The sequence below is a fragment of the Ralstonia flatus genome (assembly GCF_958439105.1).
Lineage (GTDB): Bacteria > Pseudomonadota > Gammaproteobacteria > Burkholderiales > Burkholderiaceae > Ralstonia > Ralstonia flatus.
Genome location: NZ_CAUDLI010000009.1, coordinates 78223 through 102358 on the forward strand (window position 1 = coordinate 78223; position 24136 = coordinate 102358).

Here is a 24136-nt window from a genome sequence, read left to right on the forward strand (position 1 = left end):
GCCCTTGGGGCTGACCTCTCCCGCCAGCCCACATCGCGAATGGGGGGCGGCGCGGCGAAGTAGCGCGCGCTCAGTCCGGTAACGGGTTGATCTGCGGCTTGTCGTTCGAGAGCGTCTGGATGGCCCGCTCGAGCGGCGCGGCACTCACGCTCACTTCGCCCGCAAACGGCCGGTCCACGGCCAGCACAAAAAAGAACGCCAGGCCCAGCGTGGTGGCCCACACCGCCACCAGCGCCATGTGAAAGCGCGTGGCCGGCAGCGCATAGAGCAGCACCAACGACAAGCCGCTGGCGATCAACATCACGCCCCACAGTGTCGCGGGCATGGCGGCTTCCAGGTTCTGCAACCGTTTCTCCCGATGCTTCACCATCTCGTTGACGCGAGCGAGCACTTCGATCAGCAGCACGCGCTCGCGGTCGTCGCGCGGTGTGATGCGGTTGGCCGTGGCGAACATGCTGTTGAATGCGACCTCCGTGTCGGCATCCGGGCGCGCTTGCTGCTGCATGCTTGGCCATTCGTCATGAACGACGCGTTCCAGATACAGGATCAGCTCGCGTCGCGCGGCAGCGGCGCTCGGATGCGAGAACGCGGAGAGGTCGCGGGCAAGTTCCGTGGCGCACGCAGCTTCGGCGGCCACGATGTCCGCGGCGGCTTGATAGGCGCCCCATACCGAGATGGCCGAAAACGCGACCAGCAATGAGTTGATGGTGGTGACGGCCGTCATCATGGCGAGGGTCATGTTGCGCTGTTCGGCGTCGAGCGTGACCGGAAAGATGCGTCGGAACAGCGCGTAGCCCACCAACGCTACGAACAGCGTCGCGAAGACGATGACTGCGCCCATTGCCCATGCGGGGATGTTGTAGAGGAACAGCATGAGGTCACTCCTTGGAAGGGCTGCCAGCCGTGAGAGACGGCGATGGGGGCGCCGCCGGGTCGCTGGCGGCGAGCATGGCGCGCGTGAAGTCGGCCAGGCGCTTGCGCATCGCTTCGGGAGAGGCGGTGCCGTCAAACGACTGCTGCAGATCGATCAGGTTGGCGGCGAGTTCGCTTTGCCACTGCGTGCGCTCGCTGGCGGCACGGGCCCGATAGGCCTGCATGGCGGCGTCGGCATCGGCGGATCGATCGCCGCGCACGAGCGTTTCCAACGCATCCACCAGCCGCTGCAGCAGCCGGTGCACCGCCGTGGCGGAGAAGCCGCCCAGCATCGCCAGCGCCGGTTTGCCGAAGCTGTGCATGCTGCCCCGGTCGAACAATTGCGCGGGCAGCATCTCCACCAGGATCAATCCGGCAATCACTCCGAGGATCAACCGCGCGCAGTAGGAGGCGTCGTACTTCGGGTCGTACGTGGACGCGGCCACGTAGCGATGTGCCTGGAACAGCGTGGCAAACGACGCGCCCAGCCCCGCGCAGAACAGCAGGAACAGCGTGTTCCATAGCAGGGGCGCGCCGTCCGAATCCAGAAAGCCCCGGTCGATGTTCGCGCTCGATACGTCGGGCGACATGCCCGTGGCAATCACGGCGATCAGGAAGACGATCGCGGCGCTGGTCAGCAGCCGGATCAACGGCACCGGGCCGAGCCACGGGAACGGATGATCGCTGCGATGCTGCGCGTCGAGCAGCGTGACGGCCTGCGGCGTGGCCGGTGCAATGGCGGCGGCAAGCTTGCGGTGGATGGCGGCCAGCGCGTGATGCGGTGTGGCATGCGCCGGCATCTGGCCGTCGATGAGCGCGCCGAGCTGAGCGATGAGATCCGGCGCCACGGGCAGCCCGTGGTGCAGGGCGTAGCGCGCCATGGCCTCGCACTCTTCACGCAGTTGTTCAGCGAGGGCCGGACTGGATTGGGGCCTCGTTTGTGGCTGCGGCTTTTGCACCGCGCGCAGCCGCAGCCACTGCGTGAGGGCGAGCGGGATCATACGGGCCTCCCGTCGCTGGCTGGTGTGTGCGGCATGGCAGCGCCGAACGCGCTGCGCCGCAAGTCTGAGGTCTTGGCTTGCATGGTGACCTTCGTCGGCAGGGCGGGCCGTGCGCGGCCCGAGCTTGCTCCGTCGAGGGTGTTGGACGGGGCAAGTTCACTGTGCGTCGCGCGGACAAGTCCGCCAATGCAGCGGAAGTCACGAACGACGGCCTAACGAAAGACACAGAACACAAAGAGAAAAAGCCCGCGGCCTTCCGGCGGCGGGCATAAGGACAACTTGGAGATGACGGCTACTACGGTAACTGTGCCCCGGTCAGGCGTGTACGGCGTGCGGATCGACGCGGAAGAACGACATCGTCGCATTCAACTCCTGCCCCTGGTCCTGCAGCGATTGGGATGCGGCGGCGGCTTCTTCCACCAGCGCCGCATTGCGCTGCGTGACTTCATCCATTTGCGAGATCGCCTGGTTGACCTGTTCGATGCCGCGCTTCTGCTCAACCGATGCGGCGGCAATCTCTTCCATGATGTGCGTGACGCGGGCCACCGCTTGTGTGACCTCCGTCATCGTCTCGCCGGCCTCGCCCGCCAGCGTGGAGCCGTCGTGAATGCGTTCCACCGACGAGGCGATCAGTTCCTTGATCTCCTTGGCCGCCGTTGACGAACGTTGCGCCAGGCTGCGCACTTCGCTGGCGACGACCGCAAAGCCGCGGCCTTGCTCGCCCGCACGTGCGGCCTCCACGGCGGCGTTCAACGCGAGGATGTTGGTCTGAAATGCAATGCCCTCGATGATGCCGGTGATGTCTGCAATCTTGCTCGAGCGTTCGCTGATGTCGTGCATGGTCGATACGACTTGACCAACGACCGTGCTGCCCTTGAGCGCCACTTCCGACGCGGTGGAAGCGAGCGCGGTGGCGTGCTGTGCATTCTCGGCGTTCTGCTTCACCGTGGACGTCAGCTCTTCCATGCTGGCCGCCGTTTCCTGCAGCGACGACGCCTGCGCTTCGGTGCGCTGGCTCAGGTCGGCGTTGCCGGCGGCAATCTGTTTGGCGGCGCCCGCGACGCTGCTGCTGCTGTCGCGCACCTTGTCGACGATCTCGGTCAGGCGGCCGTTCATGTCGCGCAGCGCGGAAAGCAGGTGGCTCGTCTCATCCTTGCCGCGCACGTCGATGCGGCTGCTCAGGTCACCACGCGCCACCGTCCGGGCGACATCGACCGCCGTGCGGATCGGCTGCGTGATCGAACGCGTGATGACCATGCCGGCAATCACGGCCAGCAACACCGCGCCGATTGACAAGCCGGTCAGCAGATTGCGCTGCGCGACGTACTGCGCCTCATACGCCTGCACGAGCTGCTCCTGACGTTCGTGCGTGTAGGCGGCATACGCGTCAGTGGTCTTGATGAGCGCTGCCAGCAGCGGGCGGCATTCGTTGTCCATCTTCTGGACGGCTTCGTCGCGTTTGCCGGCCAGTGCCAGCCCGACGATGTCGGTTGCCACCGGGCCGTACTGCGCTTCCACGCGATTGATGTCTTGTACCAGCGAGCGCCCGCGGTCAGTTGCGTCCTTGGCGCTCGCGATCATGTCGTTGAGTTGCTTGAGCTTGTTCTTCACGTCGTCGTGTGCGCGCAGGACCTCTGCCTTTTCCAGGTCCAGGTCTTTTTGCGTCACCACGAGAACCAGGTTGCGCGCGGCAATGGCGCGGCGGTCGACCGCCGTGCGCACGTCGTTGGCGACATCTGCGCGGGCGCTGATGCCGTGCACATAGCTCGAGAATCCTTCGGTCGACTCGGACAGCGCCCGCAACGACATGCCCGATACCACGACAACAATGGCTGCCAGCACGCCAAAGCCCGTGGTGAGCTTGGCCTTGATGGTCATCTGGGAAAGGTTCACAGCGTCCTCCGGTTTGCTGAATGAATGGAGATGCGGTCGCGCACCGGGGCGGCTCGAAAAGGACGGTCGACGACCACGTTTGTTATATCCAAGGTGTTGCGCACTTGAGGAAGATGCAGGTTATGTCATGGTGTGACCGAATCATCTTTGTCCGATTTTGCGGTCTACCCGGGGTTATCGGCATTCAAAAGAAAATCCTGAATAACTTTCTCATGCGCGTTTTTACTTAATGCATGCGAGGGGATTGTTTTGCCGGTGAAACCTTGTGTGGCAAGGGCTGGCTTGCCGTCATTTCGAATCGTGCGATGGATTATGCGGGGCGGATGGCGCCAACGTTTTCCTACCGTATTTAAGTTATTTAATGTCAGTTATCCTTCTTTTTATCGGCATCACTTGCTGTGCGTAGTTTTACGTACGGATTTAGTCCGTTAGGTAATTTGGTGGTGTCGGGTGTGTAAAGAAAACGGCCCGCCGAAGCGGGCCGTGTGACTGCCAGAAGCGGCTTTTGCTACAGCGCGGTGGCGGGCACCACGGGCAGAACCACCTTGGACGGGTGGGCCGCATCGCTATAGATCGTCAGCACGCCGATCAACGCGTTGAGCAGCGTAGGCAGCGGCGGCACGCCCTGCGGCAGGTTGCTTGCGCCCACCGCTACGCGCAGCTTGTGGCCTTTGGCGATGAGGGCACTGGTCGGGAACACCTCCACCGGCACCATGACGGCCTGGCTTGGCACGAGCGGCTGGACGGAGCCGGGCGTGAACGGATGCCATGGCTGGATCATCAGGCCGTTCATCGTGCGCGAACGGCTGGCGTCCACCGCGCGCAACGAAGCCGTCTGGAGCCCATCGGTGAGCGGCGTGACGTTGCCAGCGGCGTCCACGTCGTCAATGCGTACCGAGACGCCGGCGTCCAGTGCGGTGGTCGAGATCCACACATCCGCTTCGATCGGCCCGTTCAGATAGACATCGGCCGGCATGGGCGGCGTTTCGAACTTCACGTCGGCGGCTTCGGCAAGCGTGTCGTCCGTCTGGCACAACAGCGGGATGAAGCCCGTCAGGCCTGCCGTCCATTGCGACAGGCTGATCGAACACGCCCCGTTCAGCGGCTGCTGCGCGACCTTGTTCGACGCTTCGTTGGCGGCCGGCGCGCTGCTCGACAGGCTCTTGTCGCCGCGCAGGAAGAGCTGCTGCGCCTGCACTTGCGGATGGGGCCAGTCCGTGGCGGTGGCGTAGTGGCCGAGGCCGGTCACGTACTGCGTCACGTTGGGCAGCGCATCGGCACCCACCTTCATGCCTTTGACGTACTGGTCGAACCATTGCAACTGAATGTGGTTCAGCGGCGGCACGCCATCGACCGGCAAGCCGCTGCCCAATGCGGCCTGCAAATGCGTCCACGGCCCGATCAGCAACTTCGCCGGCGCCTGCGTCTTGATGCTCTCGTATGTGAGCGGCTCGCTGCGCTGGAAAAGGTCATGCAGGCCGCCCACCACGAAGGTCGGCACCTTGATCTTGCCGTCGTTCTCCAGCGGCGAACGCGTCGCCCAGAACGCGCCGTCATAGGCCGTGGCGGTGCTGCCCAGCAGCGCTTGCAACATGGTCGGCAACTGGAACGTCGTGACCGCTGACACCAGGTGCTGCAGCACGGCCGGCAGACCGATCGTCGGGTCTGTCACCAGCGTCGGGTCGGTCAGGCTCAGCACCGACACCAGCCCGAACCACGCCGGGATGAAGGTCAGATTGGTCTGCCCGCCCGTGAAGACGATGTCGCGGTAGCCGTCGCCGATCGGCACGATGGGGAAGGCCGCCTTGACTGCCGGATGGTTCTGCGCCGCCGTGATGACCGTCGTGATGCCGAGGTACGACACGCCGTACAAGCCGATGGCACCGTTGCTCCACGATTGCTGCGTCACCCAGTCGACCACGTGGCCGTAGTCGCTCTGCTCATCGGCGCCAAAGGCGTCCCACGTGCCTTGCGACTGGCCGGTGCCGCGCACATCCACCACCACCGTCGCGTAGCCGTGTTGGACGATATACGGATCCGCCGCGCCCAGCGCTGCGCCAATCGATGCTTCGTATTGCGCGTTCCCGCCGTTGTACGAGGTCTGCACGAGCACCGTCGGGAACGTGCCGGTCGCGGCTTTGCCGGATGCGTCGGCGGGCAGCGTCACGTATGCCGCCAGCTTTGTGCCGTCGGGCATCGTGATGTACTGCGTGGCTTGCTTCGCAACGCCTGCGTAGAGCGCGGGCGGATTGTAGTCGGCCCACTTGGCGCCGGCGTTGCCGGTGATGGACGTTCCAGGTTGCGCTGGCGTGGCGCGCGTGCCAAGCGTGGTCCAGTTGGCAGCGGCAGGCTGTGCCGGCTGCGTGGGCTGTGTTGGTTGCGTGGTGGTGTTTGAATCGGCGGGTGTGCTGTTGGCAACGGTGGAACCGTCACCGCCGCCGCAGCCCGACAGCGAAAGCGCCGCGCACAGCAGCGCCGACATGAGCATGCGGCCGTGCCGCACGCGTGGGTTGCCCATCTGCATGGGGGTCTCCTCTTGAATGCTCTTGTTGTGTTTGTGTGGGGGGATGGCCGGCGCGCCGAGGGTGGCGGCACGCGGCCGATCGCTCCGGGTGGGGAAGCGAAGCAAGCGAAGAGGCCGGCGCAGAAGAGGGGTGGGTGACACGACCGACCGCGCGCCAGCGGGCTTGGGCGCACGGGTAAAGCACCAAGCATGCCTGTGTACGCGTTCCCTGCAGATGGCGTGGTGCCGCCGTGCGAGGCGCGTGATTGGGTTGTGGAACGCCCCGCGCGTTACGTAACGTTCCGCGTAACGAGCCGGCGGGCGGGGCCGTGTTCAGATGAGAATTCCGCACCCCACCAACGTAGGGATGCTGTCCGCCAACCCGCGTCAACAGGGCGTTTCAAACAGATCAAAACGACAACGCATGCATGCAAAAACTGCCAATGGAGCGGCCGCCAAGTATTGGCACGGACGTTGCATACTCAGGCTGCACGCCCGGCACAGGGCACCGCGAACAGATCGCAAAAACAGCACAGACCGCAAGGGGGCCATCATGAATCGCACCGTTCAAGACATCGAGATTGCCGCTGCCATTGACTCGGACCTGCTTCGCCGCCGCGAGCAGTTTGCCGGTCAGCCCTCCGCGTGGCGCGTGTGGTCAGAGGCAGCGCACGTTGCCACGCTGAATGAGCGGGCACGCAACGCGTTTATCGAACACGTGGCAAACAGCCGTGGTGCCGATATCGCCTTGCGCCTGCTGCTGAAAGCCCAGTCGATTCGCGATCAGGTTACGCAGACGCTGCTGACGAGCGAGACGCCCGCCACGCTGCATTGAGTTACGCGAGGGGATGCCGACCGCGCAGACGCGTCGGCGGTGGGATCCAAAAGGCCTTGTCGGGAGACTGGGCCTTTTGTTTTTGGGCGATGGAAGGTGCCGCAGAAATGAAAATGCCCGCTTGCGCGGGCATTTGTGTTCTGGCGGAGAGAGGGGGATTCGAACCCCCGATAGGCTATTAACCAATTTGGGGGAATCGATGAAACCGATAGATATCAATCACTTAGGCACTGCAAGGTGTGCCATAGAAGGTTGAGGATTCGAGCTATGCATCGTTGATTTCAGGAGCGCATGCTTCTCTCAATGGCACAGCTACATGCGCGTTAGCGGGCAGGTGTGACCAGCGAAGGAGGCTGCGGTGCTACGCAGCCTCCTTCGCGGCGATGTTCCCGTGCACGATACGAATCGTTATGAGCTTCATCAAATCGTAAATGCGGTCGATATCTGCGGGTTGCTTTCGTGAACCGAACATCAAAGTGGTTGCGCCTTCCGTCAGTGCCGCGAGCAATGTCGCGCGCGCTTGGCATTCGCGCGCGGTCGCAGACGGGTCTATCTGGCGCACCAGATCCACATAAATCCCTCGATAAGCGGAGTAGGGCTTCCTCAGGAGCTCAAGCGTGATGTCCGAGTGCTGGGCCAGCGCGAACAATTCGAACGTGAGTCGGCGTATCTTCGAATCACGGGATTCTTCTAAAGCATCGTCAAAGATTCCACACAGTCGATCCAGCGCAGGTTTGCTGCTCGGCTTGCCCATCTCTGCATAGCGCTCCAGATAGGCTCTCACGAGCGCGTCAAGTGTCGAGTGGAGCAGATCATCGTGTGTTGGGAAATAGTTCTTGAGCGCGGATGTCAGAATACCCAGCTCCTTGGCTACTCGCACCAAAGTAAAGTTCGCATATCCTTCTGTCGCCAAAATGCTGGCGGCAGAAGAGATGATTTCGTTGACCTTGACCTCTCGACGCTTCCATTGAACCGTGGGTCGGTAATAGGGGATATCTTGTCCTGCCTGCCGTATGCTCAACTCGAACAGTTCATGCCGGACGCTCTTCTCGGAGCCGAGGGAGTCAACCTGCGTATCGCTCGTGCCCTGTGTCTGACGATCGCGCGAACCGTGAAGACGCGCGTTGTTCTCCAGCGCCTGGGGCGATAAGCCCACAATCATTTTGACGGTTCGCTTTGTCACGCGAACGAATTCTGCATAGTCCTTATCCGAATTTTCGCCGTAGTAGGCGAATATCATCATTCCCGCCATCTGCGTGATAAGAACGGATGCGCGCGCCAAGGTCTCTTCGCTAGTCAAAGTCGGGTGGAGCTCCGATAGCAACTTTGCGAAGGTATCCCGATACTGGGCGTACATATCGTCAACGAGCTCCGCCGCATGCGGTTCGTGCTGAGAGAAAGCCCAGACCTCAAACAGGAACTTCGGTAGATCGGTTTCGTTGATGTCGTGAAAAATGCGTTCTACCAGCGCGGAGCAACGCCGCTCGGCGCTGATGTCCGGCTGGTTCGCGATTGCCGTGTAGTCGCTGACTATCTGACGAATACGCGTGCGCAGGGCCGCGCTGAGTAACTCCTCTTTCGTTCGAAAGTAGTGTTGAAGATTTCCTAGTGTCATTCCAACGCGGCCAGCGACGCGACGTGTCGAGAAGCCGGTATATCCATCCTCCTGAAATGTCTGTAGGGCGGCAAGGCTAATCTGCGCAAAGCGCAGTTCCCGGTTTCGCAGCGCACCCGGCCCGTAATCCGGCCTTGCCTCTCCAATATCGTCAGAGGTCCCTCGCTCAACCGCCTTCTGTCGCACGTCGGTTCTCCCAAAAAAACGTACATCGATTCGCCGCAGATTATAGGTCACTTCGGTGGCAGGAAGAACCGTCGTCGCGTCCTTCTCATTTTAGCCCCGCCCCTACCGGGAGATCGTGCCTGAATCCGGCATTCGCTCGCCATCGGGCCCGGTGCGTGAGGTCAACCCCATGATGGGCGTGACCCCCCCCGGCGCTCTTCACCGGAAGTCTCGACGCTCCAGTTGGTGTTTTCCCTGCCCCCTTGTACCTTGATTGTAGGTCAATGCGTCGCTACTATTAGGTCATCAAGGTGCATATGATAGGTCTTGTGGGTGTGATCATGACCGTGATCAAGCGTCCGCTCCGATGCGGAAGGGGACGGGGTAGGGGATAAGTGCTGAAGCAAGTTCCTGGGAAGCCTGTTCGGACAACAGGCTTCTTGGTGATCTTCTTTGGCCGACAGGATGACAAGGCAGGGGTGGTTTGCCCTGTGTCGAGACCGCTGACGAGGCAGGCTTTTTCTGCCGGCCGAATGGGGACGGCAGGCGTGCTCGTCAGTGTTGAAGAGAAGTTGCTGTGGTCATCGAAAAGATTGCGAATGATCCAGGCGCGGCAGTGGTTGCCTTTCAGCGATTCGGTATGTGGCCACTGCTGTTCGGCTGGGGCGCGTGACGTCGGCCCCAGCCAAAGTGAAGTGTTTCGATTTCCATAGGTTTAAACCAGTCAAATCACTGAAAGGTTCTGATATGAGCATTCGAAAGCTGCCCAATACATCGTCGCCCGACGAAATTGCCGCTGTCCTGCAGGAAGATGGTGTTGTCTGCGTACAAAATTTTGTGACGCCAGAAACGCTGAGCGGCTTGCAACAGGATCTGCTGCCTCTCTTGGAACAGACTACCGCGGGCGATGATCCATTTTTTCACGGTGACAAGACGCGTCGCATGTCTAGGCTCTTTTCACGCTCGGATCACGCTGTTTCGATCGCGATGAATCCGCTGTACCTGGAGACTTCGCGCAAGATCCTGCAGGCGAATCCACCCAAAGTCTGGTTCGGCGATCAGCAGGCGGAAGTTGTGCCGGACATCCAGATCGGCGCCACGCAAATCATTCAGATTTGGCCCGGGCAAGGCGGGCAACCGCTGCATCGTGACGACGCCGTCTATTTTTGGCGCCATCCGAGTTTTCAGCGTGAGACCACTGTCAACTTCATGGTCGCGTTGACCGAATTCACGCGCGAGAACGGGGCGACTCGGGTCATTCCCGGCAGTCACCTGTGGGATGACGAACGCATGCCGAAAGTCGAGGAAACGGTCGCCGCCGAGATGGGCCCGGGCGATGCCCTGCTGTGGCTCGGGTCGACGTACCACGGCGGCGGTGCGAACGTCTCGGATGCTCCCCGTACCGGCATCTCGATGCCTTGCATCTTGGCGCACTTGCGGCAGGAAGAGAACCAGTACCTCTCCATTCCGATTGAGAAGGTGAAAACTTTCCCTGAAGAATTTCAGCAGCTTCTGGGCTGGGGCATGGGGCAGACGTACGCCGGTTGGATTGAACGCAATGGTCGAAGTGTGCCGCCGCTCGAGCTCCTGAAGCTGGAGGATTTCCAGGAAGTCGGCTTGATTCCCTGAGCCTCCGAGATGTCCACATTGGCTTTCCGGACGGCTTGCAATCCTGTCAGGTGAAGAGCCGCGCGTTTCGGGTGCTGACGGAGGAAGGCTTCCATGCAGCTTCCGTCAGTTCGTTTAAGAACGGATTTCTTATCTATCAAGGCAATGACTATCAAACAACAATCGATCGTTCCGCCCCCGTTCCAAGCCTGGTATGACACCTTTCACTTTTCTCCGGCCACGCGCGTTGGAGACACGATTTGGGTTTCGGGCCAAGTCGGGATGGGCGCAGACATGAAGGTGGGCGACGGTATGCAGGCACAGGCCCAGATCGCGTTCGAGTGCTTGAAGGACATTCTCGAAGCAGCGGGCGCGGGCCTAGCCGATGTCGTTGAACTGATGACCTTCCACACCGACCTTCGGGGTGAAATGGAGGCGTTCGCGGCGGTGAAGGACAAGTACTTCCCGAGCCGCTATCCATCGTGGACCGCTGTTGGGGTGACGCAGTTGGCCCTTCCCGAGTTGTGCATCGAGATTCGCGCGGTGGCTGTGGCCGGATCGGGCCACAGCTAAGCCAGCCACCCGGCGCGTCCTCAATGCGCGTCGGGAGGAAGACCTCGGGCAAATCTACGGAGTGCCTATGAAGTGAAACGTGCTTGGTGAGTAAGTCGGAAAGACCATATCGGCAAGAACCATGGTCTTGCATATCCAGTGTAGGGAATAGGCGTACCTTGGTCACTGACTCTAACTCGACCAGGAAACGGTGAGAAGCGCGCGGTCAGGAGTGCTCTGGTCGAGTAGTGGACGATCGTATCGAAAGGCACCTGTTTCGTCTGAAAGAGGCGTGAACGGTGTGGGAAGGCGGAATCGAAAGGGGAACCATGATGAAGAAGCATCGAATTGGAGTCGCGTCTGCTATCGCGGCTGCAGTATTGCTGGTGATTGGGACGGCTGTCGCGGCAGACGACCTCACGCCTGAGGGCGGCGACCGCGCAGCGAGCAAGGACGGCGCTGTGCCTGCCTACGTTGGGAAGCAGTCACCCGAGGCCGGCTGGGCGTGGGGCAAGTTCCGCGGCGATTTCTGGAAACATCGGAACGAGAAGCCGCTTTATTCGATCGATGCGTCCAACGTCGACAAGTACGCAGACAAGCTTTCGCCGGGTCAGATCCAACTGATCAAGCAGAAGACGGGTTATCGAATGGATGTCTACCCGTCGCATCGTGAATGTCAGTTGCCGGATGTCGCCGCACAGAACTCGAAGGCGAATCTCACGTCGGCAAAGCTCGACCCGAACGGCGAAATGGTGCATGCCGCGATGCTCCCCGGCGTGCCGTTTCCGCAGCCGAAAAGCGGTGCCGAGGCGATCCTGAACTACTTGTTGCGATACCGGGGGGAAGGCCTGGAATGGCCCTCGGTTGTGACCACCGTTTCCCCACGTCCGGGCGGTAGCGAGTGGATCGATGTCAGCAGCGTGGCGACTCAGTATTTCCCGTGGGGCAAAGCGGGCAAAACGACACCGCAGGACGTTGATCAATTCGCCCAGGGCACTTACTTCCAGATGAATACGCCACCGGCGCTGGCAGGGCAGGCTTTTGTACAGCGCCAGTATTTCAACAAGGAGTCGGAGACGTTCTATTACTTCCCCGGCCAGCGGCGCGTGCGACGCATGCCAGCCTATACGCACGATGCGCCGGCAATTGGTTTCGAAAACCAATACCTGGTTGATGACGCAAACATGTTCTACGGCACGATCGATCGGTTCAACTGGAAGCTCGCGGGCAAGAAGGAAATGATCGTGCCGTACAACGCGTTCGGCATGTACAAGTTCAACAGCAAGCTGCACGATGTGATGACACCGAATGGCGTCGCCGCTGACAGTCGGCGCTACGAGACGCACCGTGTCTGGGTGGTCGAGGCGACGGTCAAGCCCTCGGCACGCCACGTTACGTCGAAGAAAGTCTTCTATCTGGACGAGGACAGCTGGCTCGTGCTCACCGGCGAAGACTACGACGCGCAGGGCAAACTGTGGAAGGCGCGTGAAAGCTATCCGATCCCGGTGTGGGAACTGGGTGGCGCATGCGATAACGAGCCGTTCGTTCAGTACGATCTGATCAGCGGACGTTACGTTTCCGATTCCTCCTCGATCGGTCAAGGCAAAGACCTCCACTGGTATCAGCAAATCAACGATCCGCGATTCAAGACCGACTTCTTTACGGCAGAAACGCTGCGGTCAGTTAGCGAGCGCTGAAGATCATTGCGTGAATAGGGTGGTCGACGCGTTAGAGCCAATTGGCGCGTCGGCATCAAGCGGGATAGAGGAGGGAACGATGAAAACAATGAAGATGTTTCGGCGGACCACGATTTCGCTCGCCGTGTTGGGAGCAGCCACGTCGAGTGCGTACGGCTATGAGTTCACGACGGGTACAGATGACAGTATCCAGGGTTCGCTGGTGAGCAACATCACGGCAGGTGCTGGGATTCGGGCGAAGAAACCGAGTTGCGCGCTGACTGGCGATCCAAACTCGAACGGCTGCGGCGCGTCGGCCAACGTCGATCAATGGGGGTTCGGCGACAACGGCAACCTGAATTACCGCAAGGGGCAGCCGTTCACCACCTACCTGAGCGCGACCAGCGAGTTGCTCCTGAAGATGCCGAGCGAGGGACTCAAGTTTATGGCGCGCGGCACGGGCATGTACGACTTCATGGCCAAGAATACGGAGCGCACGCCGCTGTCGAGCACCGCCTCGGCGCAGGTCGTCTATAACGCGCAAATCCTGGACTTGTGGGGCGAAAAGGATTTCGCGATCAACGGGCGGAATGCGCACGTGCGAGTCGGCAACCAGGTGATCAACTGGGGCGAAAGCATCTTTGCGCAGAGCGGCATCAACGCGACCAACTCGCTCGACATCCAGAAGCTATTGATTCCGGGCACCCAACTCAAGCAGGGGCTGCTCCCGGCGCCGATGGTTAGCTTCGCCTCAGAACTTTCCCGTGGACTCAGCACCGAGGCCTACTACCAGTTTATGTGGAACGGGAACCGCTATCCGCCGGTGGGATCGTTCTGGTCGACCACGAACACTTTTGGCCGCGGCGCGGAATCGATCACGGTCAATACGAACAACTTCAATGCAGCTGGCCCCAGTGCAGGGACGATTGCCGGGCCGGGTGCCAGCCGCAATCAGGGGGTGATCGATGGCATCAACGCCGGCCTCGCGAATGGGGACTTCGCCGGCTCGCCCTTCTTTGATATCGGCATACCCGGCTCGACAAAGCTGCCATCGAAGTACAAGCCGCAGTTTGGCGTGAAGTTCAACTATGCGCCGACGTTCGTTGATGCGAACTTCGGGTTCTATTACGAGAACTACACCGATAAGTCTCCAGTGCTGACGGGGCTGGCTAACGGGACGGCACAGGTTTCGTATCTTGATAACCGGCAGCTCTTTGGTCTCAGCACGAATTTCGGGGTGGGCGACTGGGCGATTGGCGCCGAGCTTTCGTATCGCCCGCGTGACGCCGTTGCGCTGTCGGGGTGCTATGGCGCAGGTGGCCCGCTTGACGTGAACACGAACGGCGTCGCCGGCATCGACTGCCAGCAGTGGGTCGACAAGAAGAAAATCCAGTTCGATATCAACGGCATTCTGGCCCTGACGCCTAGCAAACAGCCGTTCATCAAGCTGATCGGTGCGGATGCGGCGACGCTGACATGGGAGCTGACTTGGATCAAGTACCCCGGCCTGAGTTCGAGCGGCGTTACCCGCACGATCAATGGCCAGCAGGTCACACAGGTACCGCAAGCCGGCTACCTGCCCTGGCTGAACTACAACTCGGGCACAGGCTATCCCATCGGGATGGCGCAAGGTACATCGAGTTCCGTGGGCGCGACGGTCGACTTCAACTGGACGTATGACGGTACGTTGATCCACGGCTGGCAGGTGACACCGGGCGTGACGTTGAACGCCGCGCTTTACGGCTACACGCCGACGTTCACAGCGAACTACATGCAAGGCGCCAAGTCGGCCAACTTCTACGTGCTGTTCAACCAGAACCCGACGGTGTGGCAGGCGGGTATCAACTTCACGATGTTCTGGGGCGGCCACAACACGGTGGGTAATCCGTACTCGGATCGCAACTTCATTGGTGCGTTTGTCACCCGGAACTTCTGACGGGTGAACCTGTGAGAGACGGCGCACGTTGTGCGCCGTTGGAATACTTGAAGGGGTAGTGTCGTGTTGAATCGTCTTGTTGCGGGGCTGGAAAAAGCCTTCTTCGGCCACCGCGCGATCGTGCTTGTGGTGATCGGCCTGTTTACCGCGGTGATGGCCGTCTTTGCCGTGCAGCTGCGCATGGATGCGGGCTTCGAGAAGCAGATGCCGATTGGCCATGAATACATCCAAACGTTCCAGAAGTACCGGAACGACTTGCTGGGCGCGAACCGCATCACCGTGGTCGTGCGTGCCAAGAAGGGGTCCATCTGGACACGGGAAGGATTGACCCGGTTGTACAAAGTCACTCAGGCAGTCACGTATCTGCCGAACGTCGATCGCGTCGGCGTCCGCTCGCTGTGGACGCCGAACGCCTTCGTCAACGAGATCACCGACGAGGGGTTCCGTGCGGAGCCAATCATCTCGGGCTCGATCACGCCCGATCAACTGACGCCAGAGGTTGTCGCAAAGATCCGTCACGCGACCACGCTGGGCGGTTACGTCGGCACGCTGGTCTCGCACAACGAAGACAGCGCGATGATCACCGCCGAGCTGAACGAACGTGACAGCGCCGGCAAGGTGCTCGACTACGTGGCGTTCAACCACACGCTTGAAGAGAAGATCCGCAAGCCGTTCGAAGATGCCGGCTACGAAATCCAGATCATCGGTTTCGCCAAGCAGATCGGTGACATTGCCGACGGTGCGACCGCCGTGCTGGGCTTCTGCGCGATCGCATTGCTGCTGACGGCACTCGCTGTGTACTGGTACTGCCACTCGGTGCGCTTTACGGTACTGCTGATCGTCTGCTCGCTGACCTCGCTGGTTTGGCAGTTTGGCACGTTGAAGCTGCTGGGCTTTGGCTTGGACCCGCTGGCCGTGCTGGTGCCGTTCCTGGTGTTTGCCATTGGCGTGTCGCACGGCGTGCAGCAGGTCAACTTCATCGTGCGTGAGATCGCACGCGGGAACAACTCGTTCGATGCAGCACGCCATAGCTTCACCGGCCTGCTGATCCCCGGCGTGCTGGCGCTTGTGACGGCTTTCGTCTCGTTCATCACGCTGCTGCTGATCCCGATCCCGATGGTGCGCGAACTGGCAATCACCGCGTCGCTCGGTGTGGGCTACAAGATCATCACGAACCTGATCCTGCTGCCGGTGGCCGCATCGTGCTTCAACTTCACCAAGGAATACGCGGAAAGCGCGCTCAAGCGCAGCGGTCGACGCGCGGTGCTGTTGCGTCCGCTGGCCAAGGTTGCCCAACCGAAATATGCAGGAGCCACGGTCGCCCTGACTTGCGTGGTCTTTGCGCTGGCGGCGTGGCAGAGCCGCGACCGCGTGATCGGCACGCTGCAGCCGGGGGCTCCGGAGTTGCGTGAGGAAGCGCGCTTCAATCGCGATGCGACGTCCATCGCCGGCAACTACGACATGGGCCTGGACTGGTTGTCGGTGGCGATCGAGTCGACTGGCAAGGCGTGCGACAACCCGGCCGTCGGGTTGTACGAAAACGAATTTACGGCCGCCATGCGCACCGAGCCGGGTGTGGTGTCGGTCCAGTCGTACTCGTCCATGCTGCGCACCTATAACGCGGGCTACAACGAAGACTATCCAAAGATGAACGTCGTGCCGATCGACCCAGACAACTACGGGGCGGTGTCGGTGGATGTGGCGCGCCTCAAGGGCTTCATGACGGCCGATTGCAGTATGACTGCCGTTCATCTGTACCTAGCCGACCACAAGGCGACGACCATCAACCGGGTTCTGGATGACATCAAGCACTACCGCACTTCGCATCCGTTCCCGGGCATCAACATCCGCCTTGCGGCAGGTAATGCGGGCGTGCTGGCTGCCACCAATGACGAAGTCGAGAGAAGCGAACTGCCGATGATGCTGTACGTGTACGCAGCCATCGTGATCCTCGTGTTCCTGGCCTACCGCGACTGGCGCTCGATGCTGGCCTGCTGCGTGCCGCTCACGGTGGCGACCTTCATCGGCTACTGGTTCATGAAGGAACTCAAGATCGGCCTGACGGTGGCCACGCTGCCAGTCATGGTGCTGGCGGTGGGGATCGGCGTGGACTACGCGCTTTACATCTACAACCGGCTGCAGCGGCACCTGGCCGAAGGCGATCCGATTCTCAAGGCCATGGAGCGTGCGTTGGAGTTCGAGTGCGTGGCGACGATCTTTACGGCGATCACGCTGGCGGTTGGCGTGGTGACGTGGAGCTTCTCGGCGCTCAAGTTCCAGGCCGACATGGGCAAGCTGCTGGCGTTCATGTTCATCGTCAACCTGGTGATGGCCATGACGGCACTGCCGGCGCTGGCCTCGGTGCTGGAGCGCTGGTTCCCGCGTCGCAAACCGGCACGCGTGCCGGGCCTGCTCAGCCACTGATCCGGAGACACAGACATGATCAAGACTCTTGTGGCCGGCATTGCGCTGTGCGTGGCCTCAACGGCGTTCGCCCAATCCAAAGGAACGGTCGCCACCTGGAGCGCCAAGCCGGCGCATGCGTGGGCCGCGCCGACGCACATGATGCTGCTGGACGCGACGCACGCCGGCAAACGCATCGTCGCCGTGGGTGAGAGCGGCATCGTTCTGCTCTCCGACGACGAAGGCAAGACCTACCGGCAAGCCCGCAGCGTGCCGGTCTCGGCCACGCTGTCCGCTGTCAACTTCATCGATGACATGCGTGGATGGGTGGTCGGGCAGTGGGGCGTGATTCTCGCGACCACCGATGGCGGAGAAACCTGGACCAAGCAGCGCATGGACACGGCGGTCGATCAGCCGTTGTTCTCGGTGCTCTTTACGAACGACCACGATGGGATTGCCGTTGGCCTGTGGTCATTGATGCTGCAGACGCATGACGGCGGCAAGACGTGGACCCGCACCACGCTGCCCAAACCGCCCAACGGCGGCAAGGCGGACCGCAACCTGTACCACGTGTTTGCGGATGGCAAGGGCGCGCTCTACATCTCCGCAGAACAAGGGACCGTACTCAAGTCGACCGACGGCGGCGCCAACTGGGATTACCTCGCCACGGGCGGCAAGGGCTCGCTCTGGTCAGGTGTGGTGACCCCGGACGGCCGGGTCGTGGTGGGCGGGTTGCTCGGCAGCCTGTTCCAAAGCAGCGACGGCGGGGCGAACTGGCAACCGTTGACGGCCGAGACCAAAAGCTCGATCACCAATCTTGTGGCAACCGGCAAGGGGCTGATGGCGGTGGGGCTCGATGGGCTGGTGCTGAAGCAGCGTGAAGACGGGGCGCCGTTCGATATCGCGCAACGCCCGGACCGTGCTGCGCTGACCGCTGCCGTGATCGATGCCGGCGGCAAGCCGATTCTGTTTTCAAAAGAGGGAGTGCTGGCCGAACGCTAAGCCGGGCTAGTCGTCGTTAGAGGAACAAAAAACATGACAAACGAAAAAGGGGCATCCAAGATGGCCCCGGAGAGTGGGCCGGCAGTACCAAGCCGGCGCCGGCTCCTTGGTGTTGCTGCAGCAGCGGGCGCGGCGTCGCTGGCGGCAGGGGCAGCATCGCGCGCGGTGGCTGCTACGGCCTCGGCGCAGCCTGACGTGCTGGACGTCGCGATCATCGGCGCAGGGCTGGCGGGGCTCACCGCCGCGCGCGATCTGAAGCGCGCGGGGTGCGAATCGTTCGTCGTGCTGGAGGCGCGTAACCGCGTTGGCGGCCGCACATACAACCACGACATCGGAAACGGTGTCGTTTCCGAAGCGGGCGGCCAGTGGATCGGCCCTGGCCAAACCGCCATCTTCGATTTGGCGCGCGAACTCGAGGTCGAGACTTTTCCGACCTTTTACGCGGGCAAGACGACGGTGCTGGCGGGCGATGTCCGGGTGACACAGGATTTCCACGGCGGCGTCGGCTCCGACGAAGCGCTCGGTGCCAAGCTTGGCGAACTGGCGCGCGGCGTGCCCTCAGCCGCACCGTGGACAGCGAAGGACGCCGCAGAGCTGGACAAGCTGACCTACGGCGACTGGCTGTTGAAGCAAGGCATGAAATACGAGGATGGCTACTTCATGGGCTTGGCCGCGAAGCTGACGACAGGCGGCACACCGGCCCAGCTCGGGTTGCTGGCCTATTTGTCGATGATCAACAGCGCCAGCAACTGCCTCGACCAGCTCGAGGCAACCAAGGGTGGCGCGCAGGAGACGCGTTTCGTTGGCGGCTCGCAGATCCTCAGTATCAAGATGGCGAAGGATCTCGGTAACAAGGTCCGGTTGTCCTGCCCGGTGCGCAAGATTGCCGGCTGGAACCGCGACGTCGTCGAGGTGCACACCGATCAGGGCGTCGTACGCGCGCGTCAGATCATCGTGGCGATGAATCCGGCGCTGTGCAACCAGGTCGTCTTCGATCCTTCGCTGCCCGAAGGGCGCTCGCAATTGCAGCGACGTTGGCCTGCGAATGCGCCGATGCGCAAGACGGTGCACGTGTATGACAAGCCGTTCTGGCGGGACGACGGTTTGAACGGCCAGATCTTCCAGGTGGGTGGCCCCGTTTCCATGGCTTACGACAACTCCCCTCCGGATCGTTCGGTCGGCATTATCAGCGCGTTCGTGCCACCGGGTTCTCTGCCCAGCGATCCCAAAGCTGCGGAACAAACGCTGTCGGCGATCTACGCCAAAGCGTTCGGAGACAAGGCGCTGCACCCGAAGCAGTTTCACGATCATGACTGGGGCAGGGTCGATCCGTGGACGCTGCAATGCATTCATCCGTTGCCGCCGGGCTTCCTGACAAAGTGGGGGAAATTCCTCCATCCGTCGGCTGGCCGAGTGATCTGGTCAGGCACCGAAACGGCCGACATCTGGGCAGGCTCGATGGACGGCGCAGTGCGCTCCGGCCACCGGGCGGCGTTGCAGGCACTGGCCGCTCTGGCCCATCAGGGCGAGGTGGCGTAAATGAAGCGGACGTTGATCATCGTCACCGTTGTGGCGGTTGCAGCTGCAGCCATCGCTGGCGCGCTCTATGGACACGATTTGATGGTTGGCATGCGCTATGAAAAAGCCATGTTCCAGATCGGTGAAGCCGACAAGGCCAACGCGGGCGCGTGGCCGCAGACGCAGGAAACCTGTTTTGTCTGCCATGGCCCGCACGGGCAGTCGCTCAACGCCTGGTATCCGGCTCTGTCGGGTCAGCCGAAGGCGTATATCGCAGCCCAGTTACACGCGTTTGCCAACGACCAGCGGCCTAACCCATACATGGGGCCGCTCGCCAAGGAGATGTCCGACGCGCAGATCGATGCGCTCGCCACCTACTTCGCCCAGCAAGTGCCCGCACGCAACGAAGAAGTCACAGCCGATGCAACGCTCGAAAAGCGCGGGCTGGCATTGGTGCAGGCGCGGAGTTGCCAGGCCTGCCACGGCGAGAAGCTGATGGGCAAGGATCAGGCGCCGCGTCTTGCAGGACAAGGGGCGGACTATCTCGCGAAGCAGCTTGCCGACTTCAAAGCGGGTGTGCGCAAGGATCCAACCGGCACCATGAACGGCGTTGCCGCGGCCTTGTCGAGCGAAGACATCCCGGTTGTGGCGCGCTACTTGGCCGGCGTCTCGCCTTAAGGCGACGTCGCCACTGCTCACCAGATCGACGCACGCATCGATTCGATGCCATCCAGCTGCGCCGATCACATCTCCTAGATCCCGGTTATCCGGTCTCCTCTGGGGTCTTTCGATGCCGTGCCTGCACGGCATTTTTTTCTTGCCTGGCGCACCCCTGATCAGGGGAGGCCCTCTTTCAAGCCTGATAGGACGACGGCCTAGCGAGCGCAAGGGCGTCGTGGGGCGGGGTGAGCAAAGCCGCCGATTGACGAAGGTATTGCCGCTCCAGTTGGTGTTTTCCCTGACCTCTAGTGCCTTGTAATTAGGTCAATGCGGACCTACTATTAGGTCAATGAAGCGTATGTGATGGGTCAGATAAGTGTTTGTTTGAATCTGGCACCACACAGACTCCCGGGATGGAAGGTGAAGGAGCGGAAAGGGGGGGGCGATACGAGGTTTCGTAAATCCTTATCGACACAGGGATGACCTCGACACCGGCTTCACCGATGCGTTTGATTGGGTCGGGTGACGCGACACCGTAGCCAGTGCGATGTGCATATGCAGAGTCTCCTCGGACGTGAAGCTCTTTGGTGATCTTCCTTCCCGGTCTTCAGCGAAACGCTACAGAGGCAAGCGCTTCACGTTGATGGCGTCCATCAAACCAGCCTTGCATACCCGGCGTGCAAGTCAGCTCCGAATATGAATCACGTTTGATCACCTCAATTCTTAACAACAAAGTAGCAGGAGACATCATGGCAAAGAACCCCGTCGTCATCTACGGTGCGAGTGGCTACACCGGCATGCTGATCATGGATTGGCTGATCGACGAGAACATTCCGTTCACGGCCATCGCACGCAACGCAGGCCGGGTAAAGGAAATGATGGCGCAGCGCGTTGTGCGCCTTGAGTCGGCGAACTACGAGATCATCGAAGCGGAACACAATGTCGACGCGCTCGTCGCTGCCTTCCGCGGCGCGAAGGTCGTATGCAATACGGTCGGACCGTTTTCCAATTTCGGGCTTGTGACCGTCGAAGCTGCATTGAAAGCCGGGTGCCATTACCTCGACACTACCGGCGAGCAACAGTACATCCGCCAAGTGCGCGACCAGTTCGGCGAGCTGTATCGTCAGGCTGGGTTGCTGGTGTCTCCATCGAATGCGTACATGTACTCGTTTGCCGAAATCGCGGCAGAGCTGGCGCTTGAGACGCCCGGCGTCGACGCGCTGGAGACCGCCACGTTGTGTCGCGGTCCACGCACCTCGGCAGGGGTGAGCGTGGGTTCGGCGGCGACCATCTTTGAAGGCGCTCGCAACGAAGCCTGCTATCTGTGGGAAAAGAAGTTGGAGCAACATGCTCCGAATGCGTCGTTCAACGTTGTCGACCCTGCCTTCATGCAATCGGTGTTCAGCCTGCCGTGGGGCGGCACGTCGCTGCCGGTCTACTTCGAGCAGGATCCGCGCGTGCGCAGCTGTATTTCGAGCGTGGGCTTCTACGACAACAATGTGATGCAGGCCGTGCATGCGTTCGAGCAGAAATGGCAGGTCGAGTACCAGCATCTGCCGCGCGAACAACAAGACGCGATCCTGAAACAGGTCGTCGATTCGACCACGCCGACGATGCCGCCGCGGGAGCGGACCACGATTCAGCGCACTGTCGATTTCGCCATCGGACGCGGCCAGCTCGCCTCGGTGCGCGCGACTTTGCACGGGACCACGCCATATATCTCGACCGGTGCCATTCAGGCTGCCTGCGCGATCAAGCTCATTGACGGCGAGACCGCCAAGGTCGGCTTCGCTTCCGGCTCGAAAGCCTTTGGTCACCGCTACCTGCTCGGGTTCCTCGAGCAGCGTGGGCTCGCGCGCGCGACGGTGTCGCAGCTGTAAGAGCCGTGCAGCCGTGGTCTGCTGTTCGGATCACGGCGGCACATATAAGAAGACATCCCAGACTCATCTGGGACAGCATCGAAAATCAGTTGAAGAAGGAGTTCGCCATGCGACTCAAGCACATTGATATCGCCGCGATGATCTTGGCAGGCGGCCTGGTGGCCGGCGGCGCATGGGCGCACGCTGCGCGTATTGAGCCGGTCAGCAAGGCTGCCCTGGATTCGCGCCCTGACGCCGACACAGACAATGCCAGCACCGACCGCTTTGACCCGTACACGGAAGGTATGCGCACCGGTCGTTTTGACCCATACACGGAAGGCATGCGTAGCGACCTCTCCAGGTCGGCGCAGATCCAGGGGGATTCGTGAAATGGCAGTGATTGATTTCTTCGACCGTGGGTGGCGTATCAACCCGCACGGCATTGCCTATATCCAGGACGAGCGCAACTACTCGTTTCAAGAGGTCGGTGAGCTTTCGTGGCGGGTCGCCAATGGGTTGTTTGCCGCCGGATTCGCAAAGGAAGCAAAAGCAGCGGTCTGGGCGGATAACGACGTCACGGCCTGGACCTGCATGCTGGGGATGTGGCGCGCAGGGATGACCCTGATTCCCGTCAACGGGCGCAACGCGCCAGCGGAGAACCAGTTCATTCTCGACTTCTTTGACTGTGAAACGCTGTTCTTCCAGAAGGCGTTCGCATCGACGATCGAAGCGCTGCGTTCCAGCCTGCCGAAGGTGCGGTTCTGGGTGTGTATCGATGCCGAGTTGCCGTGGGCGCCTTCGCTGGCGAAGTGGACCGAGGACCACCCCTCCACCGCAGTGCGTATCGATTACTACATGGACGACGTGGTGACACTTGCAGGAACGGGTGGCACGACGGGCGCACCGAAGGGTGTGATGAACACGAACCGCGCCTATCAGACCTTCTTCGCGCAATTCATGATGGCGTTTCCGTACGGAACGGAGCGCCCGGTGAATCTCGCCGCAGCGCCGATGACGCACACCGCAGGGATGCTCTCGTTGCCCTGTACTGCGCGCGGTGGCACGGTGGTCGTGCTCACGAAGCCCGATCCCGCGCTCCTGCTCGAAGCGATCGAGAGGTACCGCGTCACCGAGTTCTTCCTGCCGCCGACGGTCATCTACCGCCTGCTCGATATTCCTGGCATTGAGAAGCGGGATTTCTCCTCGCTCAAGTATTTCCTATACGGTGCTGCGCCGATGTCGGTGGAGAAACTCAAGCGCGCGATCGAGGTGTTCGGTCCTGTCATGGCGGGAGCTTATGGCCAGACCGAAGCGCCGTCGTCGATCTCCTATCTGACTCCTGCCGAGCATTTCGTTGCCGGCAGGATTGCGCCGGATGACAGGCTTTCCTCAGTGGGTCGCCCCAATCCTCTGATCCGCGTAGAGATCCTTGGAAAGGGTGGCCAGGTGTTGCCGCAGGGTAAGAGCGGCGAGATTTGCGTGCGCGGCGACCTGTTGATGAAGGGTTACTACAAGGCGCCGGACAAGACAGCCGAGACGATCGTCGATGGCTGGCTGCACACCGGCGACATTGGCCATCTGGATGCGGACGGCTATTTGCACATTACAGACCGCACCAAGGACATGATCATCAGCGGTGGCTTCAACGTGTACCCGAGCGAGGTCGAACAGGTCATCTGGTCGCACCCTGCAGTGCAGGATTGCGCAGTGATCGGCGTACCCGACGAGAAGTGGGGCGAGGCGGTGAAAGCTGTTGTTGAGCTCAATGTGGGGCAGAGCGTGAGCGCCGAGGAACTCATTGCGCTGTGCAAGGAGAGGCTCGGTTCTGTCAGGACACCGAAGAGCGTGGATTTCGTCGCAGCGCTTCCGCGAAGCACGGTCGGAAAGGTGTTGAAGAAAGACCTGCGCGAGCAGTACTGGCAAGGACAGCAACGGAGGATTTGAGCTTGCTCGCCGCTGGCATAGCGAAAGCGCAGTTGCTGAGCGATATGGCAGCCC

17 protein-coding genes are annotated in these 24136 nt (G+C 61.3%); 12 read left to right on the forward strand and 5 right to left on the reverse strand.

Going from position 1 to position 24136, the window contains the following annotated elements:
- Positions 1-70: 70 nt before the first annotated feature.
- The 4 genes from R2676_RS19465 to R2676_RS19480 form a co-directional block, all read right to left on the reverse strand.
- On the reverse strand, positions 71-874 hold the full coding sequence (locus R2676_RS19465) for a bestrophin-like domain (RefSeq protein ID WP_206275227.1): 804 nt from the start codon (positions 872-874) through the stop codon (positions 71-73).
- A 4-nt stretch (positions 875-878) separates the two neighbouring features.
- Entirely contained in the window at positions 879-1913 is a 1035-nt protein-coding gene (locus R2676_RS19470; protein ID WP_206275228.1) for a hypothetical protein, read from the reverse strand.
- A 315-nt stretch (positions 1914-2228) separates the two neighbouring features.
- Positions 2229-3791 carry a methyl-accepting chemotaxis protein gene (locus tag R2676_RS19475; protein ID WP_206275291.1) on the reverse strand — a complete coding sequence of 521 codons (1563 nt, stop codon included), beginning with the start codon at positions 3789-3791 and terminating at the stop codon, positions 2229-2231.
- 523 nt (positions 3792-4314) lie between these two features.
- Entirely contained in the window at positions 4315-6330 is a 2016-nt protein-coding gene (locus tag R2676_RS19480) for a CocE/NonD family hydrolase (protein WP_206275229.1), read from the reverse strand.
- A 532-nt stretch (positions 6331-6862) separates the two neighbouring features.
- On the opposite strand from R2676_RS19480, the gene R2676_RS19485 reads away from it, so the two are divergent.
- Entirely contained in the window at positions 6863-7144 is a 282-nt protein-coding gene (locus R2676_RS19485; RefSeq protein ID WP_037027186.1) for a DUF7696 family protein, read from the forward strand.
- A gap of 361 nt (positions 7145-7505) precedes the next feature.
- On the opposite strand, the gene R2676_RS19490 is transcribed toward R2676_RS19485, so the two are convergent.
- The gene (locus R2676_RS19490) at positions 7506-8996 is read right to left on the reverse strand and encodes a TetR/AcrR family transcriptional regulator (RefSeq protein WP_316887315.1); all 1491 of its coding nucleotides are present in this window, start codon (positions 8994-8996) and stop codon (positions 7506-7508) included.
- Positions 8997-9671: 675 nt separating this feature from the next.
- On the opposite strand from R2676_RS19490, the gene R2676_RS19495 reads away from it, so the two are divergent.
- The 11 genes from R2676_RS19495 to R2676_RS19545 all read left to right on the forward strand — a co-directional run bounded on the left by R2676_RS19495 (position 9672) and on the right by R2676_RS19545 (position 24082).
- On the forward strand, positions 9672-10553 hold the full coding sequence (locus tag R2676_RS19495) for a phytanoyl-CoA dioxygenase family protein (protein ID WP_316887317.1): 882 nt from the start codon (positions 9672-9674) through the stop codon (positions 10551-10553).
- 144 nt (positions 10554-10697) lie between these two features.
- Positions 10698-11105: a RidA family protein gene (locus tag R2676_RS19500; RefSeq protein ID WP_410482521.1), complete on the forward strand. Its 408-nt coding sequence runs from the start codon at positions 10698-10700 to the stop codon at positions 11103-11105.
- A 308-nt stretch (positions 11106-11413) separates the two neighbouring features.
- A complete protein-coding gene (locus R2676_RS19505) occupies positions 11414-12781 on the forward strand; it encodes a DUF1329 domain-containing protein (protein WP_316887319.1) in 1368 nt (455 codons plus the stop codon).
- A gap of 79 nt (positions 12782-12860) precedes the next feature.
- Positions 12861-14696 (forward strand): DUF1302 domain-containing protein, encoded by a 1836-nt coding sequence (locus tag R2676_RS19510; protein ID WP_316887321.1) that lies wholly within the window; start codon positions 12861-12863, stop codon positions 14694-14696.
- 63 nt (positions 14697-14759) lie between these two features.
- A complete protein-coding gene (locus R2676_RS19515) occupies positions 14760-17120 on the forward strand; it encodes an efflux RND transporter permease subunit (RefSeq protein ID WP_316887322.1) in 2361 nt (786 codons plus the stop codon).
- 15 nt (positions 17121-17135) lie between these two features.
- Complete coding sequence (locus R2676_RS19520; protein ID WP_316887323.1) at positions 17136-18101, forward strand: WD40/YVTN/BNR-like repeat-containing protein; 966 nt, start codon at positions 17136-17138, stop codon at positions 18099-18101.
- Between the two features lie 60 nt (positions 18102-18161).
- Positions 18162-19640, forward strand: coding sequence for a flavin monoamine oxidase family protein (locus R2676_RS19525; protein WP_316887433.1), 1479 nt, complete (start codon positions 18162-18164; stop codon positions 19638-19640).
- Positions 19641-20297, forward strand: a complete 657-nt coding sequence (locus R2676_RS19530; protein ID WP_316887325.1) for a c-type cytochrome — start codon at positions 19641-19643, stop codon at positions 20295-20297.
- A gap of 731 nt (positions 20298-21028) precedes the next feature.
- The gene (locus R2676_RS19535) at positions 21029-22159 is read left to right on the forward strand and encodes a saccharopine dehydrogenase family protein (protein WP_316887434.1); all 1131 of its coding nucleotides are present in this window, start codon (positions 21029-21031) and stop codon (positions 22157-22159) included.
- Between the two features lie 107 nt (positions 22160-22266).
- Positions 22267-22527, forward strand: a complete 261-nt coding sequence (locus R2676_RS19540; protein ID WP_316887436.1) for a hypothetical protein — start codon at positions 22267-22269, stop codon at positions 22525-22527.
- 1 nt (position 22528) lies between these two features.
- Positions 22529-24082 carry a class I adenylate-forming enzyme family protein gene (locus R2676_RS19545; protein WP_316887326.1) on the forward strand — a complete coding sequence of 518 codons (1554 nt, stop codon included), beginning with the start codon at positions 22529-22531 and terminating at the stop codon, positions 24080-24082.
- Positions 24083-24136: the final 54 nt, after the last annotated feature.